The following is a 22,089-nucleotide window of genomic DNA, read 5'->3' on the forward strand; positions in this document are numbered from 1 at the left end:
TCCGGTGTGGCAGGTGTGACAGGGGGACTCCAGGGGCCGTGGTACCGCATTCAGGCGATCCTGTCGCCCGCGCACACCGCGTCGGCGGAGTGGGACTTCGTGACCGTGCTGCCGGCCGTCCTGTCCGCGGCGCAGAGCCGGCGGCCGTTCGTGGTCGGCTGGATGTCGCGGGGCGGCGGGGCGCCGTTGCAGCTCATCACCAACGCCGGGCCGCTGCACCTCACGCACGACCGGCAGCAGGGGCTGCTGTTCCCGCACGGCGCCCGCGGCGTCCCGATCGGTGACGACTGGCTGGACGACGCCGCGGCGATGACCTGGAGTCGTTGCCCGGCGCGGCTGGCGCCGCCGTTGGCATCGTCGCGGGCGGACGCCGGGCCGAGCCTGTTCGAGTCGACGCTCGTGACGCTCATGGACCGGCCGTTCGGCTGGCTCGTCATCGCCGAGCAGTGCGGTGAGCAGGTGCTCCGCGACCAGGTCACCGACCTGCAGTACGAGCTGCAGATGCGGCGCCGGGGCGACGACGGGCTCGCCATCGAGCGCCTCGAGCGGCGGATGGCCGAGCTCGACGCCTTCCAGGAGGGCGGCCTGTGGAACGTCCGGGTCCTCGCGGGCGCGGAGTCGGCGGAGGCGCTGGAACAGATCGCCCCGGTGCTCGTCGGTTCGGTGGAGATGAGCCACCACCCGTACCGCCTCCGCTCCGGCGAGCGCCCCGTGCGCTTCCACGAGGCGGTGCACGTCGACACGCAGGACCGGGACCTGCGGTCGCCGTTCGTCGCGACCGCGGGCGCCCTCTCCGCGCTGGCCGGGCTGCCGCGCCGCGAGGTGCCGGGTCTGCGGGTGCTCGACGCCGGCTACTTCGACGTGACCTCCGAGGTCGGCGGCGAGCCGGCGACCGACGGGGCCGGGGTCGCGCTCGGCACGATCCTCGACGGCCAGGACCGCGGGGTCGGGACCTTCACGGTGCCGCTGCAGACGATCAACCGCCACGTCTTCGTCACCGGGTCCACCGGATCGGGCAAGTCGCAGACCGTCCGGCACCTGCTCGAACAGCTCACCCGAAGCGGCATCCCGTGGCTGGCCATCGAACCGGCCAAGTCCGAGTACGCCGCGATGTCCGGCCGCGTCGGCGCGCCGGTCACCGTGATCAACCCGTCGGACCCGGCCGCGGTGCCCCTGTCGGTGAACCCGCTCGCGCCCGAGCCCGGATACCCGGTGCAGGCGCACATCGACATGGTCCGCGCGCTGTTCCAGGCGGCGTTCGACGCCGAGGAGCCGTTCCCGCAGATCATGTCGCAGGCGCTGCAGCGCGTGTACGAGGCGAACGGCTGGGACGTCGTCACCGGCCGGGGCCGCCCCGGCTCACCGATCGAGCCGGGCATCCCGACCCTGGAGCAACTGCAGGACGCCGCCCTCGACGTGATCGGCGACGTCGGCTACGGCAAGGAGCTGATGGCCGACGTGCGGGGCTTCGTCGACGTACGGCTCCGGTCGCTGCGCATCGGCTCGGCGGGCCGGTTCTTCCAGGGCGGCCACCCCGCCGACATCGAAGGGCTGCTGAGCCGCAACACCGTCCTCGCCATCGAGGACGTCGCCAACGACGAGGACAAAGCCTTCCTCATGGGCACGCTGATCATCCGGATCGTCGAGCACCTGCGGCTGCGTGCCCGCAGCGGGCGGACGCCGAGCGGCCTCGGACACGTGATCGTCATCGAGGAGGCGCACCGCCTGCTGCGCAACCGCGGCGAGAACAGCGCCGGCGCGCACGCCGTCGAGCTGTTCGCCGGGATGCTCGCCGAGATCCGCGCGTACGGCGAGGGCATCGTCGTGGCCGAGCAGATCCCCACGAAACTGGTCCCCGACGTCGTCAAGAACACCGCGCTCAAGGTCGTCCACCGGCTGCCCGCCCACGACGACCGCCGCCTCGTCGGCGCCGCCATGAACCTCGACGACCACCAGTCCCGCGAGGTCGTGTCGCTGCCGCCCGGCGTCGCCGCCGCCTTCGCGGACGGCATGGACCGGCCCGTACGGCTCCGCGTCCCGCTCGGGCAGGACCGGGAGCGCGTGCTGCCCGGCCCCGTCCCACCGGTCGCCGGCCGCCGGTCCGCCGCCTGCGGCGGCGCGTGCCGCGACGGCCGGGCCTGTTCGCTGTACGAGCTGCGGGAGGCGGACCTGCTCGCGTCGGCCACCGCGTGGGCGTGGCTCCGGGTCTGGGCGGACGCGCTGGTCCTGGCGCACGTGGCCGACCGCCCGACGCCCGCCGTACCGGCCGACCTCCGCATCGAGTGGGCGGCACGGCCCGCGCGCCTGCGCGAGTGCACGCTCGCGACCGTCCTGGACCGCGCCGTCGGCCGCCGCTCGGCGGCGCTGCGCACCGCGTACGCGCCGGAGAAGCTCACCGCCACCGTCGCGGGGGCCGCGGACCGGCTGCTCGGCGGTGACGCGGGCCTGGCGGGCGTCCGGCCCGGCGCCGAATGGGTGATCCCGCAACTACGCTGGCTGCACGAGATGGACCGGCTGTTCCCGCCCGGCCAGGGCGTGCCGGACAAATACGCGCCCGCCCCACCGCTGGACTACGAGTTGCCGGGATTGCGGCAGCCCGCGGAGCCGCTGTTCGGCCACCGGGTCCGCGCGCTGCGCCGGCACCCCCTCTCGATGGCCCTGGACGCGAACCGGCCGATCGCCCGGACGGCGATCCTCGGCGGCGACGACCACGCCGAGTTCGACCGCGACCTCGCGGTGGTCGCGATCGGCGTCGACGCCGACGACCGGCTGCGGCACGTCGCGGAGGTGATGCGGGCCGCCTGGCTGCCCCACGTCCTGTCCTGGCCGGACACCCTCATCGCCGGCTCCGCCGACTCCGACGGCACCCCACCCTTCCCCACCCCCTGACCCGCCTCGCGAACTCCCGCCCGCCAGCCCGGCCCCGGCCCCCACCGGCCCCGCCGCCCCGCGCGACGGCCCCACCCACCCGCCCCGACGGCCCCGCTCACCAGTCCCGGCGCCCTTGCTCACCAGTCCCGGCGGCCTCGCTCACCAGTCCCGGCGGCCCCGCCCACCCATCCCTCCCCGACTGCGCGCGAGGCGTACCGACCGCTCGGAAAAGGACCCCGGCTTGGGACGGTGAAGTGGTGCGAACGAGCCATTCCACCGGCGTTTGCCGAGCGGTTCGCCCGCCTTCGTTGGCCGCCGCCGCCGTCGTCGCCGCACGGCGGTTCTCTCCGCCGGTTTCCAGTCGCGTCGACTGGCCTGGCCGGCCGCCTCTGACGGCTCCGGGCGGGGGCCTCGCCTACCGACAAGGTGACTGCGGGCGAGGCGTGCCGAACGCTCGGTGAAGGGCTCCGGCTCGGGGTGGCGAAGCGGTGCGACCGGGCCATTTCACGGACCTTTGCCGAGCGGTCGGGCGGTTCCGCAGGTCGTCCGCACTGTCACCTCCGGTGGTCTTCGCGACCGATCCTTGGTTGCTGCGGGCGAGGCGCGCCGAACGCTCGGGGGGAGGGCCCCGGCTCTAGGTTGCGAAGTGGGGCGAACAGGCCATCCCATGGGGCTTTACCGGGCGGGCGGCCTGCTGGCCGTCCGCGCTGTCGCCTCTACATGGTGGTCCTCGCGACTGGTCCCCGACGGCGGGCGAGGCGTGCCGAATGCTCGGTGAAGGACCCCGGCTCTAGGCGGCGTAGCAGGGCGAACAGCCCATTCCGTGAGCCTTTGCCGAGCGGTTCGGCCGCTCCGCGCGGTGGTCCGCGCGATCGGTCTCTGGCGGCGGGGGCGGTCGTACGGGAGGTTCGGTGAAGGACCCCGGCTATAGGTCCCGAAGCGGGACGAAAGGGCCATCCGACTGGTCTTTGCCGGGCGGTTCACGAGCCTTCGATGGCCGTCCCGCTGTCGCCACTGTCGTCGCCGCACGGCGGTTCTCTCCGTCGGTTTCCGGCCGCATCCGGCGGTTACGGGCGGCGGTCTAGCCCGCCGACCCGGCGGCTGCGGGTGAGGCGTGCCGAACGCGGTGAAGGCCCCTGGCTCGGAGCGGCGTAGCAGGGCGAACGGGCCATTTCACGGGCCTTTGCCGAGCGGTTCGGCTGCTCCGCAGGGTGGTCCGCGCGGTTGGTCTCTGGCGGCGGGGGCGGCCGTACGGAAGGTGCGGTGAAGGGCCCTCGCTAGAGGTCTCGAAGCGGGACGAAAGGGTCGTTCGACTGGTGTTTGCCGAGCGGTTCGGCCGCCTTCGTTGGCCGTCCGGCGTCGCACCGCATGGCGGCTCCCTCCGTTGGTCCCCGGGCTCGTCGGCCGGCCTCGCTGGCCGCATTGGGGGCTTCGCCTGCCGATCCCGGCGGCTGTAGGTGAGGTGTGCCGGACGCTCGGTAAGGACCCCGACTCGGGGTGGATGAAGTGGTGCGAACGAGCCAATCCACCGGCGTTTGCCGAGCGATCCGGCGGCTGCGGAGGGAGGCGTGCCGAGTGCTCGGTGACGGGCTCCAGCTCGGGGTGGCGAAAGGGCGAAGGGGGCGAATGGGCCATTCCGGCGGTGTTTGCCGGGCACTTCGGCGGCTTTGCTGGCCGTCTGTTCTGTCGCCTCCACGCGGCGGTCCTCGCGATCGGTCCTCGGCGGCGGGGGAGGCGTGCCGGATGCTCGGTGAAGGGCTCCGGCTTGGGGCGGGGAAGCGGGGCGAACGGGCTGTTTCATCGCCGTTTGCCGAGTGCTTCGGTAGCCACGCTGGCCGTTCGACACCGCCGTGACCAGCGGTCGCCGCAATCGGCGGACGGCGACTGTCGGTGTCCTGTCGGACACTTCTCGTCATGGGGAGATGGGCTCTCGTTGGAGCGGGGACGCTCGCGGCGCTTTGCGCGGTCCTCGCGACAGGCCCGGGGCGGACCATGGCGTGGCTTCTGGAGGACGCGATGGGGGTGAGTGGAACCCATGCCGGGCCACCGCCTGCGGGACGGACCGCCGGGCGGTTGTCGAAGGGGGTCGTGGAGGTGGGTGGAGCCGGGCGCGGGTCGCCACCTCACCGGCGGACCGCCGGGTGGTGGCCGGAGGGTGATCCGAGGGCGGGTGGAGCCCGGCCCGCGCCGCCGCGTGCGGGGAGTGGCGTCGGGGGGCCGGCGGAGTCGGGCGCAGTCGGGCCCGGGCCGCCGTCCGGGGCGGGGGCCGCGCGTGTGCTGCGCGTCGTCGATGGGGACACGCTCGTGCTGCGGATCGGGGGCCGGAGTCGGCGGGTCCGGCTCATCGGGGTGGATGCGCCGGAGACCTGGGCGCGCCATGACTGTTTCGGCGTCGAGGCGTCCCGTGCGCTCCGTCGGCTGGCCCCGGTCGGCGCCGAGATGCGCGTCGTGTCCGACCGCGAGCCGTACGACCGCTTCGGCCGGCGGCTCCTTCACCTGTGGACGAGCAGGGGTCGTCTCGTCGCCGCGGAGCTGGTGCGGAGTGGATTTGCTCGCGCGCTGGTCATTTCGCCCAACACCCGCTACGCCGCGGTGCTGGGCGCGGCGGAGGCCGCGGCGCGCCGCGCTGGCGCGGGGCTGTGGGGCGCCTGTCGGTGATCCGCCGCGGGCGCGGGCTGTGCCGGTGATCCGCTGCGACCGGCCCCATCCCGTCGCCGAGCAGGCGGGACGGCGGCCCGCGCTCCGGCATCGGGGTGTCTGCCGCCGATCGCGGTGACGATGGGAACTTATTCAGTACGCTGTACGTCGTACGATGTACGGAGTAACTGTGAAAGGGGAGTCCATTGCAGGTCACCGCGTCAGCGGTCTCGCTGACCGTCGATGACGTCGCGGCGTCCGCCGCCTTTCTGACCACGCACTTCGGGTACGAGGAGGTGATGTCCGCCGAAGGGTTCGTCTCGTTGCACCGCGACGACGATGCGATGGACGTGGTCTTCCTGCGGCGGGGGATCGAGGTGCTTCCGGAGGGCTTCCGGGACCAGCACGCGGCCGGGCTCATCATCGCGCTCGTGGTCACCGACCTGGCCGCCGAAGAGGCCCGCTTGCGCGCGGAGGGGGTCACGATCACGATGCCGCTGCGCGAAGAGCCGTGGGGAGAGCGGCTGTTCCAGGTCACCGACCCGAACGGGGTGATCGTGCAACTCGTCGAGTGGGTCACCCCGGGCGGGGAGAGCCAGCCTCGATAAAGGCTGGGCGTCACCTTGTCCACAGCATGGGGAAAACCCTGGTCTCGCGAGCGGATCGCTCGCGAGACCAGGGCCCCCACCGACGTCGACCGTGATGGCCGGGTGTGGCCTGACTCTGGTGTTGTCGCTGTGCCGCTATGGACCCGCGCTTCGCGGCGGCCTAGCGTCCGGCCCATGTTCTGCTGTCGGCCCGGCCGTCGGGACCTGTTCCGCCTGAGCGCGATCATCTCCGGGTTCGCGCTCACCTCCATGATCGGTGAGACACGGGCGCGCGCGTCCGACGTACGGCCGGTCAACCTCGAACTCGTCACCCTCACCGAGACCAGCGCCATCTTCACGTGGTACACCGGCGTCGCCGGAACCGACGACGGGCTCGGGCGGATGCGGCCCGCCGCGGCCGACGGCGAGGTCAGGATCGGCACGCGGCCCGGACGGCTGACCCGCGTGGTCGGCGAGACCGGCCAGACGCCGTACCACTACGTCGAGGTGACCGGCCTGGAGCCCGGCCGGACGTACTACTACCAGGCGCGCTCGCGCGGGCGGACGGCGTCGCAGACCTCGGTGGCCGGAGCCGCCGGCACGCCGCTGGGGGGCGACACCTTCTCCTTCACGACGCCGCAGCCGCCGCCCGGACGGTTCCTGTTCGCCATCGCGCTCTGCAACGACCTGCACCTGGGCGAGACCGTCGCGGGGCTGGTCGGCGGCCTGCCGTTCAAGGGCATCTCGCAGGTGCCGGGGCGACCGCCGTACCCGAAGATCATGGCGGAGGCGATGGTGCGGGACGCGCGGCGGCGCGGCGCGACGTACCTCCTCGCGGCCGGTGACGTCTCCTCCGAGGCGGTGCCCGGCGACCTCGACGAGGCCAAGCGGATCCTCGACGGCTTCGGCACCTACCGCCGCGACTACCTCGTCGCCCGCGGCAACCACGACCGCGCGCACGACGGCTCCGCGTACGCCGCCTGCCAGGTCGGTCGGTGGCAGGGGCACGACTGTTTCCGCGACGTGTTCTCCGACGGGCCGACGTACTTCAGCGACGAGCTGGCCGGCCTGCGCGTCATCGGGCTCGACACCTACGACAAGCCGGGCAACGGCGGAGACGCGGGCGGCCTGTCCCAGGAGCAGTTCGCCTGGTTCGAGGCGGAGCTGAAGGCGCACAAGGACCAGCCCACGCTCGTGTTCGGCCACCACCCGCTGCTGTCCCTCGACGACCCGCTCGCGGTCAGTGGCGGCACCTCGCTGAACGTCGGGCAGACGGTCGCGATCATGGCGGCGTACGACCGGACGCCCGGGGTGTTCCTGCACCACGCGGGCCACACGCACCGGAACAAGCGGACGGTGCTGCCGGGAAGCCGGCACGTGACCCAGCAGGAGGTGGGCGCGACCAAGGAGTACCCCGGTGGCTTCAACCTGCTGCGCGTGCACAGCGGCGGGTTCGCCCTGAACTTCTACAAGACCCGTGACGACCTCGCCAGGGAGTGGAGCGAACGCAGCCGGCAGGAGATCGACGGGCTGTGGCCGCAGTTCTCGTTCGGTCCGTCCGTCGCGGACCGCAACAGCGTGACCGCCCGCGACCTGTCGGGCCTGCGCGCGGCGCACTGACACCCGCCTCTGCGGCGCACTGACACCCGCCTCTGCGGCGCACTGACACCCGCCTCTGCGGCGCACTGACGCCTGCCTCCGGCGCACTGACGCGTGCCGCTACGCACGTGGGCCGGGGCCGTCCGGGGTCAGTAGACGAGGGCCTGGGCGCCTTCGGTCATGATCTCTTCGACGAAGGTCGGCGCGCCCGCGATGCGGATGCCGGGCAGCACCTCGTCGTCGGTGATGTCCCGACGCGCCGCGCACTGCGTGCAGACCGTGACCCTGCCGGCCGACAGCACGATCCCGAGCAGGTCCTCCAACGGGGTCGCGTGCGGCAGTTCGAACTCCTTGGCCCGGCCCGGCAGCGCGAACCAGGATGATTCGCCGGTCAGCCAGAGGGATACGGTGACGCCGCTGGCGACGGCGGCCGCGGCGACTGTGAACGCCTGGTTGCAGCGCTCGGGCGCGTCGGCGCCCGCCGTCACCTTGATGACGAGTGATCGTGCCATATCCGGCAGACTAGTCGCCCGGGCCGGAAACCGGCACGCTCCGCGAGATGATCAGTGGCCGCAGCCCGCTCTTACCAAGAACAAGGTCTCCCAATTCGGTACGAGCGGCCCCCACGACCCGAAGCGTCTCACCGGCCACGACGACGCGTTCCTCCACGAGGAAGCCGATCGTCCGGTCGCGGTGCCGCGGGCGGGGAGGCGCGCCCAGCAGCGCCGCGAGGCGCGCGGCCAGCGGACCGCGCGGCGAGTCCTCGAACTCCGCGAACGCCGGCTCGCCGAGCTCCAGGTCCGCGCCGCGCGCGTCGACGCGTACGGCGGCGGTCTCTCCGGTGACGTGCAGCGGCCCGCTGATCAGCTCGGCCGTCGTCGAGTGGCGGATGACCTTGGTCGGGCCGAGGGGGCCGGGCCGCCAGGCCCAGTAGCGCTCGGAGACGGTGATGGAGTACCAGACGCAGGGCCGCCCCGACAGCGGCGCCGTCACCGGTCCGGCCGGGCCGGCGACCGCGCGCCCGCTGACCTCGCGGGGCGCGCCGGGGAGGTTGTCGGTGAGAGGTTCGGCGGCGTCCATGGCCCGCCGGCGGCGCGCCTTCCCGATCGTCTTGGCCATCGCGTCGGCGCCCGCCTCGACTCCGGCTGTGATCAGTGTCATGAGCGCGTACAACCGTCCTCCTCGAACGCGGAACCATCAGACGTGGTGCGGGAACGAACGGTTCACCCGTTGATCAAGTCCACCACAAGCCAGATCAGGCCGCCGACGATGACCGCCCCGCCGAGAATGTAACCGGTGAGGAAGCGGATTCGCAGTGCCGCCGACAACGCCTCCTCCGACCGCGTCGAGATGAGGAACGGCCCCTCGGCGGGCTCGCGCATGACGAGCCGCCCGTTCTCCGCCGCCGCTCCGCCCAGAACGTACATCGGCTGGCCGGCGGGGATGAGCCACTCCTCGTACTGGTGGCCCTTGACGTTGCTGAGGTTGACCCGCAGGCGCAGCCCGAACAGGTCGACGTCGGTGCCCGCACGTTCGAAGTGCGACAGGGACTTCGTGACATGGTCGACCGACCGGCCTCCGTGGATCACGATGATCTCCCCGGTCGTGTCGCGGACGCTGAACGGCGCTCCGTACGTCTGATCGTGCACGGTCCGTTCGCGCGTCGTCGTCACGGTCCTGCCGTCGCGCCGCTCATGGTGTTCGTAGCGGACCGTCACCTTGGTGCGATGCCAGACGCACGGCTGCCCCGAGAACGGCGCCTTGACCGGCCCCTGCGGCCCCGGCCCGGCCGTGCCCTTGACCTCGCAGGTGACGGGCTGGTCGTACTCGGCGATCTCGGCGCAGGTACGGGTCGGCGTCGCGAGCATCGCGTCACGCTTGCGCTGCTGGAAGTACGCCCAGATGAGGGCCACGACGCCGAGGAGAACAAGGATCGAGGGGTAGAGCACGCCGTTACCTCCGAGGGATCATTCCGGGCATCATCCTGCATTCCGCGCGGTGTCGTCGCTCCGGGCGGAGGCCACTACGCTGGCCGAACATGGAACCTGAGCTGCATCCCGACCTCGAACCGCTGGCGTTCCTCCTCGGAGACTGGGAGGGGGCCGGGGTCGGCGGCTATCCGACGATCGAGAGCTTCCGTTTCGGACAGGAGATCTCCTTCAGCCACATCGGCAAGCCGTACCTCATCTACACGAGCCGTACCTGGCGGTTGGACGAGGAAGGCAACCTCGCGGCTCCCCTTGCCCGCGAGAGCGGTTACTGGCGCGCGCACCCGGGCGGGAAGGTCGAGCTGGTCCTGGCGCACCCGACGGGCATCGCCGAGATCTACGTCGGCCAGGCGGCGTTCAACCGGGTCGAGCTGGCCACGGACGTCGTGGCGCGCACCGAGACCGCGAAGGAGTACACCGCCGGCAAGCGGCTGTACGGGCTGATCGGCGAGGATCTCGGCTACGCGTACGACATGGCGGCGGAGGGGCAGGGCCTGCAGTCGCACCTGTCGGCCCAGCTCAAGCGCGTGTCCTGAGCCTCACGAGGAGCCGGGCCGGAGCCGTCCTGCCGCGGGATCGTTCCGGAGAGTCCGCCGGGGGCCGCCGGGAGAACCGGACCCGGCTCCCGGGAGCGACCTAGGGCACTGGAGGCTCTGCGGTCGGGTCGTCCGGAGAAAAGGACGACCCCCGGGCTGCTCCTGCTCGCGCAGGGGTCGACAGGACTGGGTCGACCGGCCCGGGGGTCGGGTGTCTGCCTGATATTCGCCGGCCGCGTCCTCGGCCGGTCGCCTCACCCGCGTCGGGGCGAGGCTGAGGGGGGACAGCGGCTAACGGACAGCCACCTCACGAGTCCTCGTACTATGCATAAGTTTCGGACCACCTCCTTTCCCGCTTAGCCCGCAGATTAGGTTCCCGCCGAGCCGATGGCAAGTGGATTTTCCGGAGGTTTCGCCTCGCCGGTCGGTCGTGAGGCCCGGCGGGAAGGCGGCCGGGGGACATAAACTCGGCGTCGTGGCGGAACCATGGCACGAGGAGCTGAGAGCGCGGGGCTATCGCGTGACCCCGCAGCGCCAGCTCGTGCTGGAGGCGGTCACCGCGTTGCGTCACGGCACCCCCGAGGAGATCTGCACCGAGGTGCAGCGGACCGCGCGCGGCGTCAACATCTCCACGATCTACCGGACCCTGGAGCTGCTCGAGCAGCTCGGGCTGGTCAAGCACACCCACCTGGGGCACAAGCCGCCGACCTACCACCTGGCCACCGAGGCGGACCACGTCCACCTGGTCTGCCGGGGGTGCGGCGAGGTCTACGACGTCACCCCGACCGTCGCGAACGGACTGGTCGACGTCCTGGAGCGGGAGTACGGCTTCGAGACCGACGTGCAGCACCTCACGGTCTACGGCCGCTGCCGCGACTGCCGGAAGACGTAGTCTTACGGTCATGGACAGCCCGCTGTTGAGCACGCCCGGGGCCGTACCGGCCGACCCGCCGGACGAGGGCGTCGCCGCGCACTATGGCGAGCCGTTCGCCGAGCAGCGCGCCCTCGCGTCGGGGGCGGCGATCGTCGACCGGAGCAACCGCGGCGTCGTACGGATCGGCGGGGCGGACCGCCTTCGCCTCCTGCACAGCCTGACCAGCCAGCACCTCGAGGCGCTGCCGCCGCGCACGCCGACCGAGGCCCTGCTGCTCAGCCCGCACGGTCACGTGGAGCACCACCTCGCCCTGGTCGACGACGGCGAGGCGGTCTGGGCGCACGTCGAGCCGGGCACGGCGCCGGAGCTGGCGCGCTTCCTCGACATGATGCAGTTCACGCTGGACGCCGAGGTCACCGACGAGTCCGACGCGTACGCCGTCGTCACGCTCAGCGGGGCCGAGCCGCCCGCGGACGCCCTGGTGACGACGGACGGCCTGATCGTGCCCCGCAAGGAGCTGGAGCGCGACTGGCACGCGCGGCCGGCGGGCCTGTGGGCGTACGAAGCGCTGCGGATCGCCGCGCACCGGCCCCGGTTCGGGCTGGACACCGACCACCGGACGATCCCGCACGAGGTCGGATGGATCGACGTGGCGGTCCACCTCGACAAGGGCTGCTACCGCGGCCAGGAGACGGTCGCCCGGGTGCACAACCTCGGCCGCCCGCCCCGGCGGCTGGTGTTCCTGCACCTCGACGGGAGCGTCGACCGGCTGCCGGCGCACGGCGAGCCGATCGAGGCCGGCGGCCGTACGGTCGGCTTCGTCGGCTCCGCGGCCCGGCACTACGAGCTGGGCCCGATCGCCCTCGGTCTGATCAAACGCAACATCCCGGTCGACGAGCCGCTGCTGGCCGGAGGGGTCGCGGCCGCGCAGGAGGTCGTCGTTTCCCCGGACACCGGAGCCAACGCCAAAATCGATCTTCGACGCCGATAAGTCCGTAAATCGCCGAGAACCGGATCATGATGGGCGGCGCGCATGGCAGGGTTTTCTCCGTCGGAAGAGACCTCGACGAGGAAAGAGCACATGGGGCGACGGCGGCGGCGGGTTCGCGAACCCGGCTACGTCTGGTGGATCGGGATCGGCGTGCTGCTGGTGGCCGCCGTGCTGCTGACGTCGTGGCGGCTGGCGCTCATCGCGCTGCTGTGCTGGTGCCTGTATGAGTTCTCGCTCGTGCCGACGGTGTGCCGGGTGATGACCCGGCAGGGGTTCGCCTGCCACGAGCCGATCCGGGGGCGCCTGTTCGCGTGCTCCGCCGCGCACCAGCAGGTGAAGAACGACGCCCTGTGGGGCGCGGTCCGGCTGCCGAACCCTTTCAAGCGGGAGTCCGCGCCCGACCCGAACCGCGACACGGGCGTCGTCGTCTACTCCCCGAGCGTCCGCGCCAAGCTGGCGGAGAACGACCGCAACCTCCTCGCCCTCGCCGCCATCGGCACGATCGTCGCGCTCGTCCTCGCCGTGACCGGCCTGAGCTCCTGACTTCAAGGCACGGCGTTTCCGCCGGCGCATCGGCCGTGATCAGTTCCACTTGAGAGGTCGGGGCCGCTCAGGTTTGGATGGTGGCCCGCCATTCGTCTTCGAGGATCGAGTGGACGATGGAGTCCCGCCATGCTCCGCGGATGAGGAGGTGGTGGCGGATACGGCCTTCGATGATCATGCCGAGTTTGCGCATGAGGTGGTCGGAGGTGGTGTTGTCGGGGGAGCGCGCGCCCCAGATTCGGTGTAGACCGAGGTGCCCGAACCCGAGTGTGAGCAGCAGCTCGACGGTCTGGGCGCCCAATCCTCGGCCCCAGGTATCTGGGCGGAGCGCGAAGCCGATCTGGGCGCTGTTCTGACCGGCGTGCTGGGTATCGATGGCTAGGCGAGCGAATCCGATCACTTCACCGGTCGAGGGCAGAGTCGCGGCGAGGGAGTACTCGGTCCGTGGCTCTGCGCGGGCGGCGTTGGTCACGGCGGTGATGGTGGCCTCGACCTGATCGCGGGTCCGTGGCTCGAAACTAAGGTGTCGGGTGGCGACCGGGTCGCCATAGATCGCCAGGACCGCGTCGACGTCGTCGGCGGTGAACTCCCGCAGGCCGACGCGGTCCCCTCTCACCGTGACCGGGTACACGAGTTGGGAGCCTAACGTCCGCGGGGCAGGGCTGCCGATGCGGGCGCCGGGCAGTAAGACTCGATCTGCAGTTGCAGATCACGGGTGATGAGTGCTGTCCGGTATGCGGTGCCCCGCAGTGCCTCATGTGCGCGCATGACGCTGGCCAGGATGCCGATTCGCTGGTCGGGTGGCACGTCCAGGACCGGACGCAGCGGGTTCGGCCGCGCCGTCCAGGTCACCTCGGTTGACTCGCGCCAGTGCCTGATCGGCGCGGGCTGCTCATTTCTCTGGGCTATCTCAGCCGTCGTCTTCGCTCGTCTCCACCACTGCCACCTCGACACAGTTCCCATTCGCGCCGCTATGGCTGCTGGTACGCCACGATGCGCGGGACAGGTCGGGCTCGTTCATCCCGCACACTCCTCTCACGGTATTTCCCGGGCCAGTCGCCGCAAGAACTCCACGGAAGCCGTGGCGCTCAGCGCGGTGGCCCGTAGGTGCTCGAAGGTGTTGTCGTATCGCTCAACGCTCGGTTCATCGTCCAAGAACAGGTCGCCGGCCTCGCTCTCGATGTAGACCATGTCAGGTGCGCCGAGCTCGCCGAACTTCAGGATGACGAACGCTCCGAGCAAGGCGGGATGCGGTCCCGCTTCGAATGGCAAGACCTGCAACGTCACGTTGGGCTTCTTGGCTACCTGCTGCATGTGCTCGAGCTGCGCCTGCAACACCACCGGATCACCGACGCTGCGCCGCAGTGCCGCCTCGTCGACGACGAGCCACAGGCGTAGCTGACCACCTTCGAGCACCTGCTGCCGCTGCATGCGGGCTGCGACGCGGTTCTCTATCTCTTCGTCGGTGCCGTCCGGCATCATGCCGCGGATGAGTGCGCGGGTGTAGTCCTCGGTCTGGAGCAGACCAGGGATGATCAGAGCTTCGTAGGTCAGCAGCTTGGCGGCTTCCGACTCAAAGCCGATGTAGGTGCTGTAGCGGTCGGGTAGCTCGCCACTGAACGTCTGGAGCCAGCCCTGCTGGTTGGCTTCGCGTAGCAGCACCGTCAGCTCGTCGCGCTTATCCTCGTCCACCGCGTACAGCTCGAGCAGTGCCTTCAGCGTGCGGGCCTGCGGACGAGCCTTCGCCGTCTCGATGCGGTACAGCGTCGCCTTGTTAATGCCGGTCTGTTCGGCCACCGCCTCCCGGCTGAGGTCGGCGGTCTTACGCAGGCGCAGCAACTCGGCCGCCAACCGGCGCAAGCGGGCGGTGGGCGGCTGCGGACGACCGGGCATCAGGCTCCTTCTCGTGGCGCGTACCGCCGCTGAGTCTGTCGGTTCAACGTACCTGGACTCAAGTGAATCCGCTCGATCACCATCAATGTGTTCGCAACGATTGCGTTCTTCACCGTTGAGAGGTCATCATAGGCGAGCACGCCGAATGCCACGCTATGGCTGCAGGCGAACACGGAGCGTGAGGGATGTCATGAAGGTCATCAGCAGGGCCGCCAGCGCCGCCACGTACTCCCGGCAAGACCGGGAAGTCTTCGACCAGCTCAAACCGCATCTGGACCGCGTCGGCATCGGTTGGATCATGCTTGGCCCGCACGCCGTCGCCCGGCCGATGCTGCTGGTCAACCTGCCGGCCAGTCATTACGGCACGCACCTCTACATCGACCGCTTGCCGCTGCTCTGCGCGCCTGCGGTCTATGGCTTCTCAGGCATCTACCTCGGCATGGCCCACAACCCGCAGCGCATCACCGCCCGCCTGGCCTGGCTGCTGCGACACGGCGACCACCGGCACCCCTAGACCGCAGGGCCGGTGCCGCCAAGCGGAGGCGGCTGTGAGGGGACGCACTCCGCTCAGGAGAGCCTTCCGGCTCCGGCACCGGCCCTGCGCTCCCATCCCTCGGAAAGGCGTACGTGCCATGACCGTTCCCCGGATCGGCGAGAACCCTAACTGTCTGCCGCTGGCCGCGATGCCCAGCGCAGCACGTCTCGCCCGCGAGTACGTCGCCCAGCGGCTCAAGCTCTACGACCAGGCCCACCTGGCGCCGACGGCGAACATCATCACATCGGAGCTGGTGACCAACGCGGTCAAAGCCGTGGGCATCGTCGAGGAGCGCGTCGACTGGGCAAAGGCCTGGGGCAAGCTGCGGACTATCGCTGTCTGCTGCTACGGCGACAGCGGCTACGCGGTCATAGAGGTCTGGGACGGCGACCCGCAGCCGCCGCGCCTGAAGCGGCCAACCGAGACCGACGAGGGCGGCCGTGGCCTGCTCCTGGTCGAAGCCCTTGCCGAGCGCTGGGGCTACCGCTGGCCGAAGACCGGTGGCAAGGTCGTGTGGTGCGTGCTGAAGTGATGGGACAACGGAATGACGTGGCCGCCGCTTAGCTGCATTAAAACCTGATCACATCTCGAGGATGAGGGTGATGGGGCCGTCGTTGAGCAGGGAGACCTTCATGTCGGCGCCGAAGACGCCGGTCTCGACGTGGGCGCCGAGGCGGCGCAGCTCGGCGACGACCTCGTCGACGAGGGGCTCGGCCACGGGACCGGGTGCCGCGGCGATCCAGGACGGCCGCCGCCCCTTGCGGGTGTCGCCGTAGAGGGTGAACTGGCTGATCACGAGCAGTGGCGCGCCCAGGTCGGAGCAGGACGCCTCCGGCGCGCCCTCCGTCGCGCCGTCGAAGACCCGCAGCCCCCAGAGCTTGGCCGCCAGCCTCCTGGCCTGCTCGAGGGTGTCGTCGTGGGTCACGCCGACGAGGGCCAGCAGGCCCGGCCCGTCGATGGCGCCGACGACCTGACCCTCGACGGTCACGTCGGCCCGACTCACACGCTGAACGACGGCTCGCACGCCACCGCATTCTGCCGTACGCGGTCCCGTCGGCGCCCAGGAGGCGTCTTTGCTAAAGATTTTCTCGCCAAATGGGCTCTGGTCTTGAAATCATGCTGTCCATGGCCAGAACGCTGATAACAGTTGCGCCCACCGGAGCGGAGACCGACAAGGCCGACGCGCCGGCGCTGCCCGTCACGCTCGACGAGCTCGTCCAGACCGCGAAGGAGTGCGAGGCCGCGGGCGCCGCCGTCATCCACGTGCACATCCGGGACGCCGAGGCCCGGCCCACCCTCGACCTCGCGCGGCTGCGCGACACGGTCGCCGCCCTGCGCGCGAGCACGAACCTCATCGTGCAACTGTCCACCGGCGGCGCGGTCACCGACCCGTACGAGCACCGGCTGCGGGTCCTCGACGCCGAGCCGGACGGCTGCTCGCTGACCTGCGGCACCGTGAACTTCGGCGACGACGTGTTCATGAACCCGTGGCCGTTCATGGTCGAGCTGTACCAGCGGACGCAGGAGCGCCAGGTCGTGCCGGAGTTCGAGCTGTTCGACCTCGGCCACATCGCGTCCCTGCACCGGCTGCTGGACAAGTACGGCGCGCCGTACGGCGGACACGTGCACTGCGACCTGGTCATGGGCGTGCCGGGCGGGATGCCGGGGGACGCCCGGACGCTGGTCGCGGCGGTCGAGGCGCTGCCCGCCGGGGCCACGTGGTCGGCGACGGGGATCGGCCGGACGAGCCTGCCGGTGATGTACGCGGCGCTGGCGGCCGGGGGTCATCTGCGGGTGGGCATGGAGGATACGCTGACCTACGCCAAGGGACGGCCGGTGACGGCCAACGCCGAGCTCGTGGAGCGTGCGGCGACCCTGGCGCGGATCGCCCAGCGTGACCCGATGCCGGCCGACGAGGCGCGGTCGTTCCTGGGCGTGAAGCCGCGCCCGAGCTGACGCCGTCCGCCCCGAGAGCACTCTCCGCCTGTCTCGAGAGCAACCCCAGCCGACCGCCGACCCCCCGAAGAGAGAGCATGCACCCCGTCCTCGTCGAAGTGGAACGTTCCGGATTCGTGGAGTCCCGGCACCGGGGATCGGTGGCCGCGCTCGCCGTCGACGGCTCACCGGCGGTGACCGTCGGGTCCCCGGACGAGCCGATCTTCCCCCGGTCGGCCAACAAGCCGATACAGGCGGTCGCGATGGCGCGCAGCGGGCTCGCCCTCGAGGACGAGTTGCTCGCGCTGTCATCGGCCAGCCACTCCGGTGAGGACTTCCACGTCGAGGGCGCCCGCAAGATCCTCGCCGACGCCGGGCTCACCCCGGACGCCCTTCAGTGCCCGCCGCAGTGGCCGCTCGACCTGGAGGTCGCCGTCCGGGCCGAGAAGTCGCGGCTGCGGATGAACTGCTCGGGCAAGCACGCCGCGATGCTCGCCACCTGTGTCGTGAACGGCTGGCCGACGGAGTCGTACCTGCACGTCGACCACCCCCTGCAACTGGCGATCCGGGAGACGGTCGAGGAGCTCACCGGCGAGCGGGTGGCCGCGACCGGCGTGGACGGGTGCGGTGCCCCGCTGTTCGCCGTCTCGCTGACGGGCGTGGCGCGGGCGCTGCGCGCGATCGTGACGGCCGAGCCGGGCACCCCGGAGCGGCGCCTGGCGGACGCGATGCGCGCCCACCCGGAGTGGACCTCCGGCACCCACCGCGACGAGCGCCGGCTCATGGTCGCCGTGCCGGGTCTGCTGGTCAAGTGCGGGGCCGAGGGCGTCGACGCGTTCGCGCTCGCGGACGGGCGCGCCGGCGCGATCAAGATCGACGACGGGGCGATGCGGGCCCGTACGCCGGTGACCGTGGCGACGCTGCGCGCCCTCGGCGCGGAGGTCCCCGACGAGCTGGCCACCGTCCCCCTGCACGGCGGTGACGGGATCGTCGGCGAGATCCGCGCGGTCGGTCTCTGACGGTCTCCGGGACCTTCAGGAGAGGCTGCGGAACTGCCGGGAGGCGGAGATCGCTCCTGAGGTGGCGAGCGTGAAGCTGCGGATCGACTCGGCGAAGTTCGACAGGTCCCACTCGGCCGGTCCCTCGTACCAGTAGAGGTTGTCCGAGGGGCCGCTGTTGCCCGCGCCGACGTCGGCCACCGTCTGCGCCCAGCGCTGGACGACGTCGAACACCACCGCGTACGGCAGGTAGTGCGAGAACAGCGCCACGCGGTGACCGGCCGGCGCGTCCGGGACCTCGCCGCGGAACAGGTGCGCCCGGAACCCGAGCGTGTGCGCCAGCACGGTCGCGCCGCGCGCCGTCTTGGCCGGCATGTACTGGCCGCCGACGGCCAGCGCGGCGCCGGCGATGATCAGGGCCAGGCCGATGAGGGCGAGGTTGGTGTAGACGGCCAGCACGATCGTGCCGACCACGCCGAGGCCGGCCAGGATCATGCCGATGGTCGTCCAGCGGGTCCGCTCGGAGTCCGGCCGGCGGGTGAACCAGCCCTGCCGGACGACGTCCTCGTACAGGGCGCCGCGCACCGCCGCGAGCTGGTCGGCGAAGGTGCCGCCGAGCTCGGACAGCGCCACGACGTCGCGCCCGGTGAACAGGGCGTCGTACAGGATCCGCTCGTACGGCAGCAGGTCGTCCGGCGCGCGCCGCAGGCGGCGCAACTGCCAGTCGATGCGGCCGTACGTCTCGCGGGGCAGCTCCTCGATCAGGACGTAGCCGCGCACCGCCAGGTCGATGATGGTCGCGGTGACGTCGACGACGTCGGCCTGCTCGTCGATGAGCGTGCCGATCTGGCCGGGCCGCACGCCGTCCGGCGGGGCGAACCCCGTCGAGTCGAGGGGCGCCTGATCTCCTTCGGCGGCCTTCTTGTTGACGATGCGCGCGTCCCTGCCCCGGGTGACGTAGAGGAGGGCGACCCCGCCGAGCAGGAGGACGAGCAGGCCGAGGAGCGTGCCGCCGGTGAGCCCGTTGACGGTGAAGGCGGTGGTGACGGTGTGCCGCTGCTCGACGATCGGCTCGCCCTTGGTCGTGCCGGCCGGGTAACCGATCATGACCGTGACGTACTCGCCGGGCTGGAGTTCCTCCTGCCGGAAGTCCGCCTGGGTGTGGGTGTGGTTCGTGAAGAACTGGGTGCAGCCGATCGTGCTCGACAGGTCGCCGGCGAAGCAGTTGAGGTTCTGCACGACCGCGCTGGACTCGACGGTCACCCGGGTCTGCCCGACCGGGACGTGCCAGCCGCCCGCGGCCACCCAGGTGAGCTGCTCGCCGCCTCGCTCGGGGGTGATCGCGCCCTTGACGGTGTAGGAGAGCTGCGCGGTCCGCTGTCCGGCGCCGCCGCCTCCGGAGACCCGGAGGGTCGCGCGGTCGCCCTGGTTCTGGAGTGTGCCGCCCTTGAGGTCGGCGACGTCGTACCGGCGGTCCTGCCGGTCGTTGAGGTGCTTACGGCGGATGAGGGTGCGCGCGGGCGCGGCCCCCTGGTAGGTGACCGTCTCCTTGACCTGGAGGGACCCGTCGGGCGCGACCGTGATCGCGACGGTGTCCTTGACGACCTGCGCGGAGGCCGCCGACGCGGGAGCCGCGCCGGTGAGGAGTCCGGCGGCGACGAGGGGGGCGATCAGGAGCCGCGTGCGAACCAGCATGGCCGCACAGCGTACCGGTGAAGAGCGGCCCCCTGCGTGACCTGCGGCACTGACGGTTCGTGTGAAAGGCCGGAAACGCTCCTGTGAAGTGATCGCCGTTTTCGGTGATATGGGATGATTCTCGTCGCGGTCGCCCCTCCCGCGCGGAGCCCGGCGTGCCCGGTCTCAGGGGGAGGAACGGACGACAGTGGTCAGTCCCTATCGGCGGCGTCCGCCGGGCGGTCCGGAGCCGTACGGCCCGCCGTCCCGGTTGTGGCGTCGGCCGGCGCGGGACCTCGGCTACCTGCCCCCACGCCGCCCGCCCCGGCGGCGGAGCACGGCCGGCACGGTCGTCGGCGTTCTCGGCGGCGTGGCCGCGCTGTGCGTCGTCGCGATCGTCGGTTACTCGCTGGCCGGTCCGGGGCGTCCCACGCCGGGCATCGGCACCGCCGACGGCGCCCCGCGCGCCGGCAGCAGGCAGGCCGCGCTGGCCGGACCGCTCTACCAGAGCGGTCCGCTCGACCCGGTCGGCTGCGCGCTGCCCCGGATCCGGGAGCACGACGAGGAGTCGATGCGGGCGTTCCTGGACCGGCTGTCGGACTGCCTGGACGAGGCGTGGCGGCGGCAGTTCGCCAAGGCGGCCGTGCCGGGATTCGCCGCGCCGCACCGGATCTTCTGGAGCGTGAAGGGCACCAGCCCGTGCGGGTCCTACCCGGCCCCCGGCGCGGCGGCGTTCTACTGCCCGGCGAACGACACGCTGTACGTCGGCCTCGACGACGTCGTGGAGACGGCGGGCGGCGAACCGGTCTCGCACTACGGCGTGTACGCCCGGGTGATCGCGCACGAGTACGGCCACCACGTCCAGGAGGACGCGGGGATCCTCGAGTACGGCCACGCGCTGATGGCGGCCTCGGCCCCCGCCACGAGCCACGAGGTCAGCCGCCGCATCGAGCTGCAGGCGCAGTGCTTCGCCGGCGCGTTCCTGTCGGCCGAGCGCGACAGCCTCCCGATGACCTCCGAGCAGTACGAGGCGGTCCTCGCCGACGCGCGGGCGCGCGGCGACGCGGACCAGCCGGCCGACCACGGTTCCGAAGCGCACTACGCGGGCTGGGTGGCCCGCGGCTACACGCAACGCGTCCTGTCGTCCTGCAACACGTGGACGGCTGCCCCCTCGGACGTTTCCTGACAGGAGGAGAGTGATGGCTGGACCCGGCTCATGGGGACCCCCGCCCCGGGGTCACGGCCAGGGCCACGGCGGCCCCCAAGGCTACGGCGGCCCCCAGGGGTACGGCGCCCCGCAGGGCTACGGCCCTCCTCAGGGGTACGGCACACCCCAGGGCTACGGCGCCCCCCAGGGCCATGGCCGGCCGCCCGCCCACGGTCCCGGGTACGGTCCGCAGGGTCCGCCGCCCAGGCCGCCGTACGGTCCCGGACACGGCCGGCCGCCCTACCCCGCTCCCGGATACGGGTACGCGCCGCCGCGCCGGCGGAAAGGCGGCGGTGGCGTGCGCGTCGTCGGCGTGCTCGGCCTCCTCGCGATCGTCGGGGTCGGCGGTTCGATGGCGCTGAAGCTGATCAGCAGGCCGGCGTACACGCCGGTCCGGCCGCCGGTCAGCGCGCCCACCGCCCCGTCCCAGAACGCCGCCGACAGCCCGTTGTACAAGGTCGGCCGGCTGCCCTCCGACGGCTGCCGGGGACGGCAGATCACCCAGGGCGACCCGGCGTCGTTCCGGGCCTTCCTCAACGGGACCACCGACTGCCTGGACAAGGCATGGGGGCAGGGCTTCGCTCGCGCGGGCCTGAAATTCACCGCGCCGACGCGGGTCTTCTGGTCGACGTCGGGGTCGAGCCCCTGCGGCACGTACCCGTCGCCGGGCGTCGCCGCGTTCTACTGCCCGAGCAACGCCTCGATCTACATCGGTGTGACCGACGCGCAGAAGGCGGCCGGCGGGATGCCGGTGCGCTACAACGTGGCGTACGCCCGGGAGGTCGCGCACGAGTACGGTCACGCGATCCAGGACCAGACCGGGATCCTCGACTACAGCCAGCGGGAGCGGGCCGCGGCGACGAGCACCCTGGCCCGCAACGCCGTGACCAAGCGGAGCGAGCTGCAGGCCCAGTGCCTGTCCGGCGTGTTCATGAGCTCGGTGCGCGGGACCTTCCCCGTGACGCCCGAGCAGTGGGCGGTGGCGCTGCGCGACTCGTACGAGCGCGGGGACGACGGACGCCCGCTCGAGCAGCGGGACCACGGCACGGACGCGCACTACCGCGGCTGGGTCCAGCTCGGGTACACCCACGGCACGACCTCGACCTGCAACACCTGGGCGGCCACAGGCGTCTTGGAGTGCGTCGGCGTCGGCTTAGCCTCCGTCGCCCGGGCTTTCACGGAGAATCCGCTGGTGTCATACGTGCACTTGGTGATGTCCCC

22 protein-coding genes are annotated in these 22,089 nt (G+C 71.7%); 14 read left to right on the plus strand and 8 right to left on the minus strand.

Features of this window, described 5'->3' with window-relative positions:
• Positions 1 to 6: 6 nt before the first annotated feature.
• From AB0K82_RS05780 to AB0K82_RS05795, 4 genes are all read left to right on the plus strand, one after another.
• Positions 7 to 2,889, plus strand: a complete 2,883-nt coding sequence (locus tag AB0K82_RS05780) for an ATP-binding protein (protein ID WP_364393188.1) — start codon at positions 7 to 9, stop codon at positions 2,887 to 2,889.
• A gap of 2,256 nt (positions 2,890 to 5,145) precedes the next feature.
• A complete protein-coding gene (locus tag AB0K82_RS05785) occupies positions 5,146 to 5,529 on the plus strand; it encodes a thermonuclease family protein (RefSeq protein ID WP_364393190.1) in 384 nt (127 codons plus the stop codon).
• 185 nt (positions 5,530 to 5,714) lie between these two features.
• Entirely contained in the window at positions 5,715 to 6,116 is a 402-nt protein-coding gene (locus AB0K82_RS05790; protein ID WP_364393192.1) for a VOC family protein, read from the plus strand.
• 174 nt (positions 6,117 to 6,290) lie between these two features.
• Positions 6,291 to 7,715: a metallophosphoesterase family protein gene (locus AB0K82_RS05795; protein ID WP_364393194.1), complete on the plus strand. Its 1,425-nt coding sequence runs from the start codon at positions 6,291 to 6,293 to the stop codon at positions 7,713 to 7,715.
• 128 nt (positions 7,716 to 7,843) lie between these two features.
• Here the strand turns inward: AB0K82_RS05795 and AB0K82_RS05800 are convergent, their stop codons facing one another.
• The 3 genes from AB0K82_RS05800 to AB0K82_RS05810 form a co-directional block, all read right to left on the minus strand.
• Positions 7,844 to 8,206 carry a DsrE family protein gene (locus AB0K82_RS05800; protein WP_345355592.1) on the minus strand — a complete coding sequence of 121 codons (363 nt, stop codon included), beginning with the start codon at positions 8,204 to 8,206 and terminating at the stop codon, positions 7,844 to 7,846.
• A gap of 10 nt (positions 8,207 to 8,216) precedes the next feature.
• Positions 8,217 to 8,855, minus strand: a complete 639-nt coding sequence (locus AB0K82_RS05805) for a GIDE domain-containing protein (RefSeq protein WP_364393196.1) — start codon at positions 8,853 to 8,855, stop codon at positions 8,217 to 8,219.
• Between the two features lie 62 nt (positions 8,856 to 8,917).
• Positions 8,918 to 9,643 carry a GIDE domain-containing protein gene (locus AB0K82_RS05810; protein ID WP_364393198.1) on the minus strand — a complete coding sequence of 242 codons (726 nt, stop codon included), beginning with the start codon at positions 9,641 to 9,643 and terminating at the stop codon, positions 8,918 to 8,920.
• An 89-nt stretch (positions 9,644 to 9,732) separates the two neighbouring features.
• Between AB0K82_RS05810 and AB0K82_RS05815 the strand changes: the two genes are divergently transcribed.
• The 4 genes from AB0K82_RS05815 (at position 9,733) to AB0K82_RS05830 (ending at position 12,626) form a co-directional block, all read left to right on the plus strand.
• Positions 9,733 to 10,218: an FABP family protein gene (locus tag AB0K82_RS05815; protein ID WP_364393200.1), complete on the plus strand. Its 486-nt coding sequence runs from the start codon at positions 9,733 to 9,735 to the stop codon at positions 10,216 to 10,218.
• 475 nt (positions 10,219 to 10,693) lie between these two features.
• A complete protein-coding gene (locus AB0K82_RS05820) occupies positions 10,694 to 11,110 on the plus strand; it encodes a Fur family transcriptional regulator (protein ID WP_345355580.1) in 417 nt (138 codons plus the stop codon).
• A gap of 10 nt (positions 11,111 to 11,120) precedes the next feature.
• The gene (locus tag AB0K82_RS05825) at positions 11,121 to 12,083 is read left to right on the plus strand and encodes a glycine cleavage T C-terminal barrel domain-containing protein (RefSeq protein ID WP_364393202.1); all 963 of its coding nucleotides are present in this window, start codon (positions 11,121 to 11,123) and stop codon (positions 12,081 to 12,083) included.
• Positions 12,084 to 12,173: 90 nt separating this feature from the next.
• Positions 12,174 to 12,626, plus strand: coding sequence for a hypothetical protein (locus tag AB0K82_RS05830; protein WP_364393204.1), 453 nt, complete (start codon positions 12,174 to 12,176; stop codon positions 12,624 to 12,626).
• Positions 12,627 to 12,693: 67 nt separating this feature from the next.
• Here the strand turns inward: AB0K82_RS05830 and AB0K82_RS05835 are convergent, their stop codons facing one another.
• From AB0K82_RS05835 to AB0K82_RS05845, 3 genes are all read right to left on the minus strand, one after another.
• Positions 12,694 to 13,242 (minus strand): GNAT family protein, encoded by a 549-nt coding sequence (locus AB0K82_RS05835; RefSeq protein WP_364393206.1) that lies wholly within the window; start codon positions 13,240 to 13,242, stop codon positions 12,694 to 12,696.
• Between the two features lie 294 nt (positions 13,243 to 13,536).
• Positions 13,537 to 13,647, minus strand: a complete 111-nt coding sequence (locus AB0K82_RS05840; RefSeq protein WP_364393209.1) for a DUF397 domain-containing protein — start codon at positions 13,645 to 13,647, stop codon at positions 13,537 to 13,539.
• Between the two features lie 14 nt (positions 13,648 to 13,661).
• The gene (locus AB0K82_RS05845) at positions 13,662 to 14,519 is read right to left on the minus strand and encodes a helix-turn-helix transcriptional regulator (RefSeq protein WP_364393211.1); all 858 of its coding nucleotides are present in this window, start codon (positions 14,517 to 14,519) and stop codon (positions 13,662 to 13,664) included.
• Between the two features lie 190 nt (positions 14,520 to 14,709).
• Between AB0K82_RS05845 and AB0K82_RS05850 the strand changes: the two genes are divergently transcribed.
• Together AB0K82_RS05850 and AB0K82_RS05855 are read left to right on the plus strand one after the other, a co-directional pair.
• Positions 14,710 to 15,033, plus strand: a complete 324-nt coding sequence (locus AB0K82_RS05850) for a hypothetical protein (RefSeq protein ID WP_364393213.1) — start codon at positions 14,710 to 14,712, stop codon at positions 15,031 to 15,033.
• 118 nt (positions 15,034 to 15,151) lie between these two features.
• Positions 15,152 to 15,586 carry an ATP-binding protein gene (locus AB0K82_RS05855; protein WP_364393214.1) on the plus strand — a complete coding sequence of 145 codons (435 nt, stop codon included), beginning with the start codon at positions 15,152 to 15,154 and terminating at the stop codon, positions 15,584 to 15,586.
• 48 nt (positions 15,587 to 15,634) lie between these two features.
• On the opposite strand, the gene dtd is transcribed toward AB0K82_RS05855, so the two are convergent.
• Positions 15,635 to 16,078, minus strand: a complete 444-nt coding sequence (dtd, locus tag AB0K82_RS05860) for a D-aminoacyl-tRNA deacylase (RefSeq protein ID WP_364393215.1) — start codon at positions 16,076 to 16,078, stop codon at positions 15,635 to 15,637.
• 101 nt (positions 16,079 to 16,179) lie between these two features.
• On the opposite strand from dtd, the gene AB0K82_RS05865 reads away from it, so the two are divergent.
• Complete coding sequence (locus AB0K82_RS05865) at positions 16,180 to 17,010, plus strand: 3-keto-5-aminohexanoate cleavage protein (RefSeq protein ID WP_364393216.1); 831 nt, start codon at positions 16,180 to 16,182, stop codon at positions 17,008 to 17,010.
• Positions 17,011 to 17,087: 77 nt separating this feature from the next.
• Positions 17,088 to 18,008, plus strand: coding sequence for an asparaginase (locus AB0K82_RS05870; protein ID WP_364393219.1), 921 nt, complete (start codon positions 17,088 to 17,090; stop codon positions 18,006 to 18,008).
• Positions 18,009 to 18,023: 15 nt separating this feature from the next.
• Here AB0K82_RS05870 and AB0K82_RS05875 read toward each other — a convergent pair whose 3' ends face one another.
• A complete protein-coding gene (locus tag AB0K82_RS05875) occupies positions 18,024 to 19,682 on the minus strand; it encodes a DUF2207 domain-containing protein (RefSeq protein ID WP_364393221.1) in 1,659 nt (552 codons plus the stop codon).
• A 187-nt stretch (positions 19,683 to 19,869) separates the two neighbouring features.
• On the opposite strand from AB0K82_RS05875, the gene AB0K82_RS05880 reads away from it, so the two are divergent.
• On the plus strand, positions 19,870 to 20,847 hold the full coding sequence (locus tag AB0K82_RS05880; RefSeq protein ID WP_364393222.1) for a neutral zinc metallopeptidase: 978 nt from the start codon (positions 19,870 to 19,872) through the stop codon (positions 20,845 to 20,847).
• A 319-nt stretch (positions 20,848 to 21,166) separates the two neighbouring features.
• Positions 21,167 to 22,089, plus strand: a 923-nt coding sequence (locus AB0K82_RS05885; protein ID WP_364393224.1) for a neutral zinc metallopeptidase, incomplete at its 3' end; no start/stop codon positions are given.

The organism is Actinoallomurus sp. NPDC052274, assembly GCF_040679475.1.
GTDB classification, from domain to species: Bacteria; Actinomycetota; Actinomycetes; order Streptosporangiales; family Streptosporangiaceae; genus Actinoallomurus; species Actinoallomurus liliacearum.

What these genes read in the sequence shown, in the direction of transcription:
- AB0K82_RS05795 (WP_364393194.1), top strand. Translation starts at nt 6,291, where the DNA reads ATGTTCTGCTGTCGGCCCGGCCGTCGGGACCTGTTCCGCCTGAGCGCG.
- AB0K82_RS05800 (WP_345355592.1), bottom strand. Translation starts at nt 8,206, where the DNA reads ATGGCACGATCACTCGTCATCAAGGTGACGGCGGGCGCCGACGCGCCC.
- AB0K82_RS05805 (WP_364393196.1), bottom strand. Translation starts at nt 8,855, where the DNA reads ATGACACTGATCACAGCCGGAGTCGAGGCGGGCGCCGACGCGATGGCC.
- AB0K82_RS05815 (WP_364393200.1), top strand. Translation starts at nt 9,733, where the DNA reads ATGGAACCTGAGCTGCATCCCGACCTCGAACCGCTGGCGTTCCTCCTC.
- AB0K82_RS05825 (WP_364393202.1), top strand. Translation starts at nt 11,121, where the DNA reads ATGGACAGCCCGCTGTTGAGCACGCCCGGGGCCGTACCGGCCGACCCG.
- AB0K82_RS05830 (WP_364393204.1), top strand. Translation starts at nt 12,174, where the DNA reads ATGGGGCGACGGCGGCGGCGGGTTCGCGAACCCGGCTACGTCTGGTGG.
- AB0K82_RS05840 (WP_364393209.1), bottom strand. Translation starts at nt 13,647, where the DNA reads ATGAACGAGCCCGACCTGTCCCGCGCATCGTGGCGTACCAGCAGCCAT.
- AB0K82_RS05845 (WP_364393211.1), bottom strand. Translation starts at nt 14,519, where the DNA reads ATGCCCGGTCGTCCGCAGCCGCCCACCGCCCGCTTGCGCCGGTTGGCG.
- AB0K82_RS05850 (WP_364393213.1), top strand. Translation starts at nt 14,710, where the DNA reads ATGAAGGTCATCAGCAGGGCCGCCAGCGCCGCCACGTACTCCCGGCAA.
- AB0K82_RS05855 (WP_364393214.1), top strand. Translation starts at nt 15,152, where the DNA reads ATGACCGTTCCCCGGATCGGCGAGAACCCTAACTGTCTGCCGCTGGCC.
- AB0K82_RS05865 (WP_364393216.1), top strand. Translation starts at nt 16,180, where the DNA reads ATGGCCAGAACGCTGATAACAGTTGCGCCCACCGGAGCGGAGACCGAC.
- AB0K82_RS05870 (WP_364393219.1), top strand. Translation starts at nt 17,088, where the DNA reads ATGCACCCCGTCCTCGTCGAAGTGGAACGTTCCGGATTCGTGGAGTCC.
- AB0K82_RS05875 (WP_364393221.1), bottom strand. Translation starts at nt 19,682, where the DNA reads ATGCTGGTTCGCACGCGGCTCCTGATCGCCCCCCTCGTCGCCGCCGGA.